General features: G+C 61.4%; 12 protein-coding genes. 4 read left to right on the top strand and 8 right to left on the bottom strand.

The window, feature by feature from the left end:
* The 3 genes from rpmA to AC1P6P_RS05410 form a co-directional block, all read right to left on the bottom strand.
* On the bottom strand, positions 1 to 259 hold a 259-nt coding region (gene rpmA / locus AC1P6P_RS05420), incomplete at its 3' end, for a 50S ribosomal protein L27 (protein WP_481401415.1).
* 11 nt (positions 260 to 270) lie between these two features.
* Positions 271 to 582 (bottom strand): 50S ribosomal protein L21, encoded by a 312-nt coding sequence (rplU, locus tag AC1P6P_RS05415; protein WP_481401414.1) that lies wholly within the window; start codon positions 580 to 582, stop codon positions 271 to 273.
* Positions 583 to 920: 338 nt separating this feature from the next.
* The gene (locus AC1P6P_RS05410; RefSeq protein WP_481401413.1) at positions 921 to 2,375 is read right to left on the bottom strand and encodes an ATP-binding protein; all 1,455 of its coding nucleotides are present in this window, start codon (positions 2,373 to 2,375) and stop codon (positions 921 to 923) included.
* Positions 2,376 to 2,623: 248 nt separating this feature from the next.
* Here AC1P6P_RS05410 and AC1P6P_RS05405 point away from each other — a divergent pair, with 248 nt between their 5' ends.
* Positions 2,624 to 3,613: a lipid A deacylase LpxR family protein gene (locus AC1P6P_RS05405; RefSeq protein ID WP_481401412.1), complete on the top strand. Its 990-nt coding sequence runs from the start codon at positions 2,624 to 2,626 to the stop codon at positions 3,611 to 3,613.
* Positions 3,614 to 3,648: 35 nt separating this feature from the next.
* Here the strand turns inward: AC1P6P_RS05405 and AC1P6P_RS05400 are convergent, their stop codons facing one another.
* Positions 3,649 to 4,632, bottom strand: coding sequence for a hypothetical protein (locus tag AC1P6P_RS05400; protein WP_481401411.1), 984 nt, complete (start codon positions 4,630 to 4,632; stop codon positions 3,649 to 3,651).
* A 159-nt stretch (positions 4,633 to 4,791) separates the two neighbouring features.
* On the opposite strand from AC1P6P_RS05400, the gene AC1P6P_RS05395 reads away from it, so the two are divergent.
* Positions 4,792 to 5,490 (top strand): rhomboid family intramembrane serine protease, encoded by a 699-nt coding sequence (locus AC1P6P_RS05395; protein WP_481401410.1) that lies wholly within the window; start codon positions 4,792 to 4,794, stop codon positions 5,488 to 5,490.
* Between the two features lie 101 nt (positions 5,491 to 5,591).
* Entirely contained in the window at positions 5,592 to 6,281 is a 690-nt protein-coding gene (locus AC1P6P_RS05390; RefSeq protein ID WP_481401409.1) for a PAS domain-containing protein, read from the top strand.
* A gap of 95 nt (positions 6,282 to 6,376) precedes the next feature.
* Here the strand turns inward: AC1P6P_RS05390 and AC1P6P_RS05385 are convergent, their stop codons facing one another.
* Entirely contained in the window at positions 6,377 to 6,703 is a 327-nt protein-coding gene (locus AC1P6P_RS05385) for a hypothetical protein (protein ID WP_481401408.1), read from the bottom strand.
* Positions 6,704 to 6,794: 91 nt separating this feature from the next.
* Entirely contained in the window at positions 6,795 to 7,412 is a 618-nt protein-coding gene (locus tag AC1P6P_RS05380; RefSeq protein ID WP_481401407.1) for a hypothetical protein, read from the bottom strand.
* 195 nt (positions 7,413 to 7,607) lie between these two features.
* On the opposite strand from AC1P6P_RS05380, the gene AC1P6P_RS05375 reads away from it, so the two are divergent.
* Positions 7,608 to 8,228: a PilZ domain-containing protein gene (locus AC1P6P_RS05375; protein WP_481401416.1), complete on the top strand. Its 621-nt coding sequence runs from the start codon at positions 7,608 to 7,610 to the stop codon at positions 8,226 to 8,228.
* A 102-nt stretch (positions 8,229 to 8,330) separates the two neighbouring features.
* On the opposite strand, the gene AC1P6P_RS05370 is transcribed toward AC1P6P_RS05375, so the two are convergent.
* Together AC1P6P_RS05370 and AC1P6P_RS05365 are read right to left on the bottom strand one after the other, a co-directional pair.
* The gene (locus AC1P6P_RS05370; RefSeq protein WP_481401406.1) at positions 8,331 to 8,708 is read right to left on the bottom strand and encodes an MmcQ/YjbR family DNA-binding protein; all 378 of its coding nucleotides are present in this window, start codon (positions 8,706 to 8,708) and stop codon (positions 8,331 to 8,333) included.
* Complete coding sequence (locus AC1P6P_RS05365; RefSeq protein ID WP_481401405.1) at positions 8,705 to 9,061, bottom strand: YkvA family protein; 357 nt, start codon at positions 9,059 to 9,061, stop codon at positions 8,705 to 8,707. The genes AC1P6P_RS05370 and AC1P6P_RS05365 overlap by 4 nt, the downstream gene beginning before the upstream one ends.
* Positions 9,062 to 9,252: the final 191 nt, after the last annotated feature.

The following is a 9,252-nucleotide window of genomic DNA, read 5'->3' as shown; positions in this document are numbered from 1 at the left end:
GGTTGGTGGCCGAAATCACGGACACGAAGGTACGGCGCTTGTAACCGGTCTTGAACGAGACCTGGCCGTCACGAAGCGCGAAGAGGGTATGGTCCTTGCCCATGCCCACGCCTTCGCCCGGATAGAACTTGGTGCCGCGCTGACGCACGATCACATTGCCGCCGGCAACAGCTTCGCCGCCGAACAGCTTCACGCCGAGCATCTTGGGGTTGGAATCGCGACCGTTGCGCGAAGAACCGCCAGCCTTTTTATGCGCCATGACTTAACTCCTTAGCCCGCCGTGATGCCGAGCACCTTCACCGTGGTGAAGTGCTGGCGGTGACCGCGCTTGCGGTGGGTGTTCTTGCGGCGCTTCTTCTTGAAGGCCACCACCTTTTCGCCCTTGCCTTGCGCGAGGATTTCCGCCGTGACGGTCGCGCCTTCGACCAGCGGGGCGCCGGTCTTGACGGACTCGCCGCCGATGAGGAGGACTTCGCCGAGTTTCAGTTCGGCGCCGACCTCGCCTGCGACTTTTTCGATGGCGAGGACGTCGTCCTTGGCCACCTTGTACTGCTTGCCGCCCGTGCGGACTACCGCGAACATGAGCTAAGTCCCTGAATAAAATTGTTTTCCGGGAAACGAGGGGTTTCCCGGGGAGCGGCGCAATATACGCACCAAAGCCGAAGGGTCAAGGTGGGTGGCGCCAGATTCCTGTTCCACGTCGCCTCAGGCCGAAAACGGCGGGTTTTGGCCGCGGCCAGCCCCGGTCGGAAGATCAAAAAAAGCCAGGGCGCGCAGAGACGAGGGATTGGGCGGAACAAAAAACGAACGTACCAATTCTGAATTGTTTGCGATTCAATTGCGGACGCGAAGTGCTGCGAACGAAGTGTCGAAGAGAGTTTCGCGAATGGCTATCCTCATTGCCCAATCGACACTCCCATTTAGTGTCCTTCCTGCGGAGGGCTCATCACCAACGTGTCGAGGCGAGACGTGATATTTTTTCCCAAGATGTAGCAGTAGGCCGCAGTGGGATAGACATGGGTTGGTCGACCTTCGAGCGTAATTTGCTTGTCAACCGTTCTTGTCGTGGTGAAACACTCTTTAATCGTGGGGTGGCGGCGCAGAAGCGCGATGAGATTTTTTGTTTGTTCCCATTCGCTGTCGTTTAGTCGGTCCGACCATTTGATCTCGCCGATCCAGCGGGGCTTTTGGGTTCCGGGGTCGAGATATACGATATCGACTTCGCCTTCATTTCGCCAGCGTGCATAGCGAAGGTTTGTGAATGCGGCGGCGTGCTGCCACTGTGAAAAGACCGCGCATTCGGCCAGCTGTCCAATTCGGGTTGAATCGGTCGGGTCGATGGGCGCAAAGAACGCGGCTCGCATCGACGGATTGTTGAGATAGATTTTGAAGTTGCGTTCTCGCTTCATCGTTCGGCAGTTATCATCGACCGTCGTGAGCTTGATGATAAGGAACGCACTCTCGAGATACTCTATGTATCGCTTTATTGTCGGCTTATTCAGGCCCGAACCCTGGCAGATATTTTCTAGGCTTGCTTCGTTGCCCGCGTTGTACGCGAGGAAACTGAACAGCGTGCGCAATTCCTGAATGCCATTTATCCCGTAGAGACTCGGCAGGTCGTTAAGAAGTACCTTGTTGATGATGTCGTTTTTGATGAACTGTTCGGCGTTTTCACGTATTTGAGGATTTGTAACGGCTTCTGGATAGCCGCCCCAATTGAGGTAATCGACGAACCTGCGGTTAAGCCCCTGAATATCGAGAATTTCGAATTCCTGTTTAACGCCTGCACCGCGCGCTGTGGTTTCTGAGATGTACTTGTCGGCTTCATTCAAGAACAGCAAGAATTCATAGAACGTGAGAGGCGGGAGCATGAAGTCAGAGAATCTTCCTGCGCCAGATTCCCTGCTTTTCAACTGAAGCGCCGCAGCAGCTGAGCCACTTACGATGAACTTGGTTTCAGGATAGCTATCAACGAGATCCTTGAGTTCGATTTCCCAGTCTCGGCGATACTGTATCTCGTCAAACACTACGACCCGCTGACCATCTCCTGCGGGCATATACTCGAGGAATTTTTCGAGCGACATGCCGGCATAAATCTGCGCGTCAATGCTCGCGTACATGACGTTTGGTGCAGATACGCCATGCGCAATCGCTTCTTGAATAAGTTGGCGCACTAAAACGGTCTTACCGACACGTCGGGGCCCGAGGAGTATGGCGGCGCGCTTGACGTCAAAGTTCAGCGCGAGTTTCTGGAATGGTCGAAAGTAGACACGCTTTGGTAGATTGGCCTCGGGTAAGGAGAAACAGGGTTCTCGCCACCATGGATTGTCTCGCTCAATTCTCGCGCGAATATCGGCGGCTGAGATTGCCTCCATGAAGCCCTCCAAATAGTGAAAGTCCATTTTCACTATTCATGAATATCGACATAGATGTTTGAAAACACAAGGGATTTTCTATTCCGTTAGCGAAGTACTTGGAATTTCAGCGTTTTTGGTGACACCAGAAACTTGGTGCTGTTCGTCTGGAATTCTGCGGCCCCCTTCGACAGATTCTCCCGGACTAGCGATGATCCATCCGTCATCCCGCGCGTTTAGGCTCGGTGGAACAAACGGCGGGCGGCGGCATGCGAGTGGCTTGGGCAGGCTTGGCGGCGGTGGCGATGGTGTCGCCTGCGCTGGCGCAGCAAGGCGCGGTGGTGGAGCCTTCCGCAGCGTTGTCGCTGATCGTCGAGAATGATGTCTTCTTCAATGAAGACCGCGACTACACCAACGGCATCGAGCTGACCTACACGACGCGGCCGAGCCAGAATGTCGACGCCATGGTGAGCCTGGCGCGGGCGCTGCCGCTGTTTGCCGATCATGGGCTGGTGCGCACTTCCTATTCGCTCGGCCAGTCGATCTTCACGCCGTTGCACACCGAACTCGCCGTGCCGCTGGCGACCGAGCGGCCGTATGCCGGCTACCTTTACGCGACGATCGGATTGATGGAAGCCAATCCCGAGCGGCTCGATCAGCTCGAGGTGCAGGTCGGTGTCGTCGGTCCGATGGCGCTGGCGCAGCAGGCACAGGACTTTGCCCACTCCGTGCTCGATGATTTGAAACCGAAGGGCTGGCATTACCAGCTTCACAACGAGCCGGCGTTCAATCTCACTTACGATCGCAGCCTGAAGGTGATCCCGCCGCAGTCGCTGTTGGGCGTGGTGCTCGATGTGGAACCGCATTTCGGCGGCGCGGCGGGAACGGTCTACGATTACGCCAATGCCGGGGCGATGGTGCGGCTCGGCTTCAACCTGCCCGACGATTTCGGGCCGCCGCGGATCGAGCCCAATCTGCCGGGCTCGAGCTTCTTCGAACCGACCGGCGGGTTCTCGCTCTATGCCTTCGCCGGCGTCGACGGGCGGGCGATCGCGCGCAACATTTTCCTCGACGGCAACACCTGGCGCGACAGCCCCTCGGTCGACAAGAACTGGTGGGTGGGCGACTTGACGCTCGGCGCCGCCATGACCTTCTCGGGCCTGCGCGTCGCCTTCACCCATGTCTATCGCACGCGCGAATACAAGACGCAGGAAAAGTCGGAACAGTTCGGCGCCGTGAATCTGAGCTTCAGATTATGATTTCGGCCCCCGCGGGCGCGGGGGCAGTAGCGGAATTACTGTTCGCCGACGCCGCCGGTCAGGCTCATGCCGGAGAGTTCGAGTTCGCGCGCTGCCGTCGTGGTTTTGGGGGCGCAGACCTTGGTGCGGAAGCTGAAGAACAAATCGCCGGTGCCCCAGCGGCGCAAATTGGTGCGCTCGGTGCAGTCCTTGACCGGGGTCTTGGCAACGCACTTCAGCATGCCGTCCTTGTAATGGCGCAGGGCTTCGTTGGGTGCGCATTCGAGGCTGGCGCCCGAGGCAAACGTGCCGGCCATGCCCTGATCGGATTGCGCCACGTCGCCGACCGTGACTTTCAAATGGGCACCGGGAATGCAGCGCAGCACTTCACCTTCGAAGCCGGAATCGACCCAGGTCTGTTCACTCATGTGCGAGGCGGGGAACTCGTGCCCGTCGGGCGACAGGCACACCGCATGCACCGCCTTGATCACGGTGGCATCCTGCATTTCGCAGGTGCTGCCCGCCGCTGCCGTGCCGATCGCCGCCGCGCCGATGTCGCCGCCGCCCCCCATGCGGTTGTTGACGGTGATGTATTCGTTGTAGCCGGAATAGATCACGATGTTGTTCGACACGCTGGCGTTGGCACTCGCACTGGCATTGGCGCTGGCCTGAGCCCAGGCGCTTGCCCACGCCGAGGCTTCCGCGCCGGCCGAGCCGCCCTTGTCGATGGTGATCGTCTTGCTGATGTTGATGGTCTTCGAGGCGTCGATGGTCTTGGTGATGTTGATCGACTTGTCGATGGTGACCGGCTTGTTGATGGTGATGGACTTGTCGATCGTCACCGGCTTGTTGATGTTGATCGTCTTGTTGACGTTGACCGGATGGTTGACCGTCACCCCGCCCGGGCAGCTCACCGGCGTCGGATGGGGAGCGGGACGGGGCGTACCGCTCGAGGTATTGCACGCCTCTGCCACCTGAACGAGCGTCAGCGCACTGGAGACCAGCATGGCGGCTGCAATCTTCAAAGGCGTGGTCGACATGCTATAGCTCCATCGGTGTCCCGGCCTTCACGGGGCCTGGAACAGCTTTATGACCGTCGCCCTCGCTTCACGATCCATGCCACCAGACGCCTTGCGAAAGCCGCGATTGGCGGTTCAAATCGGGACACCATCCGGCCCGTGCCGGGCGGGGGAAGCGGCATGATCCCGATCTCGGACGACAATCCGACCAAGCTGACGCCCTTCGTGACGATAGGACTGATGGCGCTGTGCATCGCCGTCTACGTGTTTCAGTCGCGGCTGCAGGGCAACGCCTACGGCGACTTCCTGCTGCACTACGGCTTCACGCCGTCGAGCCTGATGTCGCCCCAAATCGAGGCACCCGGGATACCGGCGGTCGTCTCGATTTTCACCGCCATGTTCCTGCACGGCAGCTGGTGGCACCTTGCCGGAAACATGCTGTATCTGTGGATTTTCGGGAACAACATCGAAGACGCGATGGGGCATGCGCGCTTCTTGGTGTTCTATTTCCTGTGCGGGGTGGCGGCGGCGTTGACGATGGCGTTCATGGACCCGTCCTCGCCGGCGCCGATGGTGGGGGCGTCGGGCGCGATTTCGGGCGTTCTGGGCGCCTATATGCTGCTTTATCCGCGCGCCAAGGTGACCGTGCTCATCCCGCTGCTGATCATCCTTTATCCTTTCCGGATCAATGCGGTGTGGGTGGTCGGGGTGTGGTTCCTGATGCAGCTTTTGGCACTGACCTGGCCGGATGCTTCGGGGATTGCGTGGTGGGCCCATGTCGGGGGATTTGCCGCCGGCATCGCCCTGACGCCGTTCTTCAAATCCGCCAGCGTGCCGTTCTTCGGCCCCCGCATCCCCAAAGGGCCGTGGAGCAATTAGCCCGGAACGCCGTGTGGCACGGGTTTCGCTGAATGTCCTTCCGAGCGGCGAGATGCTGTTCCGATCTGGGAACAGCCCGCTCCGAGGAAGGCATCAGGGTCATGAAACACAAGAACAGCCATTTGCTGGTGGGGTATTGGTCGCGGCTCCGCGCTGGGCGTGACGTTCCCGATCAGACCGATATCGACCCGCGCTCGATCAAGCGCCTGCTGCCGTTCGTCTTCATTCTCGACGCCGAAAACCCCAATCGCCCGATCTACCGCCTCGCCGGCACCGCGATGTGCGAGCGTTTCGGCTTCGAACTCAAGGGCACCGGCTACCTCGCCCATTGGGAAGCGCAATCCTCCATGGCGCTGGGCTCGCTGCTGCAGCAGGCGCTCAATCTGAAGCAGCCCGTGTGCCTGACTTCGATCGGCGCCACCGCCGACTGCGGCATGGTCGAGCTCGAAACCATTCTGCTGCCGATCAAGTTCGGCGAGAGCGGCCCGACCCGCTTCCTCGGCATGATCCAGATTCTGTCGGACATCAGCCAGCTGCACGGCCGCCCGATCGCCTTCCAGCGCCTCGCCGCCAGCCAGATCATCCGCGAAGACGATCCGCGCGGCCTGACCAACGCCAATCCGCCGCCGCCCCCGCCGCCGCCGATCTATCGCAGCCACCCGCGCGCCCCGCATCTGCGCCTCGTCGTCAGCCACGATCGTCCGGCCAACACGAATTTCAAGTCCGCCCCGCGCCTGGAGCGGCTGTTCGAAGTCTTCGGCCCCGAACGCGAAGCCTGGGTCGAGTACTAGGTTTCCAGCTCCGGGAGGTGGGGTCCTTTTCCGGATCACCGTTGATGCTTGGAAAACTTAAGGCCGGGAGCGATCCCGGCCTTTTTCTTTGGTGCTCAGTGTCCCGCCACCGGACTGGGCGGCTGGGCGATGGTCGAATCGGGGCGTTTGTCGACCGGATCGTTGTTCAGGATCGTGTCGTCGAAATGCAGCACGTTTTCCTTGTCGCGCAGGTGCTGGATCTCGTAGCGCTCATAGGTGTGGCGGTAGGCCTCGAACTTGTCGACATCCTCCTGACGGCGGGCGTCACAGCGCTTTCCCGACAGGTGCGCCACTTCGGTGCACCAGATGTCGAAGTCGAGCGTCTTGACGGGGTAGCGCAGCGTCTGGGCGCTGGCAGGGAGCACGAACAGAAGGGCGACAGCGGCGAGGATCGGTCTCATGGGCCGAGCTTACGCTTTGACGCCCGGGCGCGAAAGCGTTTGCCCCGATATCGCCGTCACAAAGGGTAACGGCCGCGACCGCTGGTCACGCCTATTCCGAGAGGTCGCCGGGCGCGGCTTGACGTTCCTGCTGGGCAGCTTGCTGGCGGGCGGCGTCGTCTTTCGCCTTCTGGGCCGCGACCACGGCCGCTTCCGATTCGAGGCGCGGCAGGCTGATCTCGAACGACTGGCGGCATTTCTCGGCGGCGGCGGCCTGCGCCGCGACCCTGAGGTTCAGGCGCCAGCAATCCCAGTCAACCTGGGCGCGCGCCGCATCGCGGGGATAGACCTCGTGCGCCAGGTACAGCGCCCGCACCAGCCGGTCGCGCTGCTCGTGGGTTTTGATGTCGCGGCTCGGCTCGGGATCGACCAGCTCGTCGCGCGTGAGGCGCATCGCCTTGTCGGCGTAGGTATTGGCGAGATCGGCGACGTTGCCCTGGGTCTCGGTCAGCGGGATCGAGGCGTCCTGATCGAACGAGCCGTACTGGGCCTGTCCCACCATGCCGAACGAGCGCGCCAGGAAGGCGTAGTTCTTGAACAGCGCCTGGTTGAACGGATCGGCCGGCGGGGTCGCCGTCTCGATGTCGTCAAGCGGGCTGAAATTGACACAACCGGCCAAAGCTACCGCACACAGGGCCAGCAGCGGCCGCGCATCAAATTTCGTCGCCATGAAGTCTCTCCGATGAACCGGGGACGCTTCCTATACCGCGTTGTTGGTCCCGGGTTAAGCAGGCGTTTACGCCGCAGCATTCACCATGAACGGCAATCCACCTAAACGATCGGTCATAAACCGTCCGTTATGGAATAGGACGCAAACTGGCAAGACGGCAGTTTTTTGCGAAAAGGGGCGTCCCTCGTGCCCGGCATGAACGACATGGACCCCGTGCTGGCCAGAGCCAAAGCCGACCGCCGGCGTTATCGGCGCATCCGTATCGATCTGCCCGGCAAACTGTTTGTACCCGCGACCTCCGAGGAATTCGCCTGCACCGTGGTCGATTTGTCGCCGGGCGGGGCTTCGGTCGCGACCGAGGCGCTGTTGCCGGTCGACACCCCGGTGGTGCTCTACGCCAACACCTTCGGCCGGTTCGAGGGCACGGTGGCGCGCCACGACGGGCCGCGGCTGGGTCTCAAATTCGCCTCCACCGCCTTGAAGCGCGAGCGCACGGCCGAGCAGCTCACCCTGTTCCTCAACAAGGCCCTGCTCGACGAATCCGAACTGAGGCGCGACGATCGCACGCCGACCCGCGGCCTGACCCGCTTCGTGCGCCATGACGGTCAGATCGTGCCCTGCGAAGTGCTCGACCTGTCGGTCAGCGGCGTGTCGGTCAAGACCGACATCCGCCCCCCGGTCGGCGAGTTCATCCTGATCGGCCAATTGGCCGGGCGCATCGCCCGCCATCACGAGCACGGCCTCGGCATCGAATTCGTCGGCAACGCCAACACGCCGCCCGAACGCCTGCGTGCCAAGATCGCGGTGATGCGGTAAGCCTTTCTGCCCCGCACGGGCGCACGATTTTTCTCATGCGGCACTTCCCCCACGCTCTATGTGCCAGCGATGAGATTGCCTCGCGCGCGGGGGCAGAAAGGGTTAATCCGCGTTGCTGCGAACGATCTCGTCCAATCCCAGCGCGCTTTGCGTTTTCTTCGGCAGTCCCGCCGCGATCAGGGCGTGGGCGCGGGTGAGGTAGGCTTTCAGCTCTTTGGTCGACAGCGCCTCGAGCCGTTCGAGCGATACCCATTTGCGCTTGGCACAATAGGGCGCCTGCACGAAATCGGGGTCCTGGGTCAAAATCTCGAAGCTGTTCTCGGTGACCTTGAAGGTGATGTGGTGCGGCTTCTCAGTGGCGGGGCAGAGGATCGCGAACACCTTGCCGCCGACCTTGTAGACGCGGCTGTCGCCCCATTGCACGACCAGCGAGGTCGCCGGCAGCGACAGACAGAATTTCTCGACTTCGGCGTGCCTCATGCAGAGTCTTTCGGTTTCAGCCCCAGCGCGGCGCGGGCTTTGGCATAGTGTTCCGGCTTCATGTGGCGGGCAACGAGGGCGATGGTGCCGGCCAGCACGGCGGCGTCGTCGGTATAGCCGATGCCGGCGAGGAAATCGGGAATCGCATCGAACGGCAAGACGAAATAGGCCAGCGCCGCCATCAGCATCGCCCGGACCTTGGTCGGCGTCGCGGCATCAAAGGCGCAGAAATAGGCGGCCGCCAGCTCTTCGGCGAACGGCACCTTGCCGGCGAGGCTGAGCAGCTTCTTCCAGAACCCCTTTTCGACCGTGTGCCGGTTGACGGCGACGTTGGCGGGCAATTGGTACGACATGCCCCATCATTGCCTGCCGCGCCGGGACGGAAAAGGGACTTTTGCTGTCCCCCTCGCACGCCGGTTTAGCGGGCCGCCAACTCGTGAATCTGGCTGCCGGCGAGGGTCAGTTTGGCCACCGACAACTCGCCACTGGATTCCAGCGCCGCCAGGAACGATTTCGCCCGCTTCAGGGCATCGCCGTGCGCCTC

The organism is Rhizomicrobium sp. (assembly GCF_056722145.1).
Note: the sequence above shows the minus strand (reverse complement) of the source record. Positions and strands in the feature narration are given on the sequence as shown.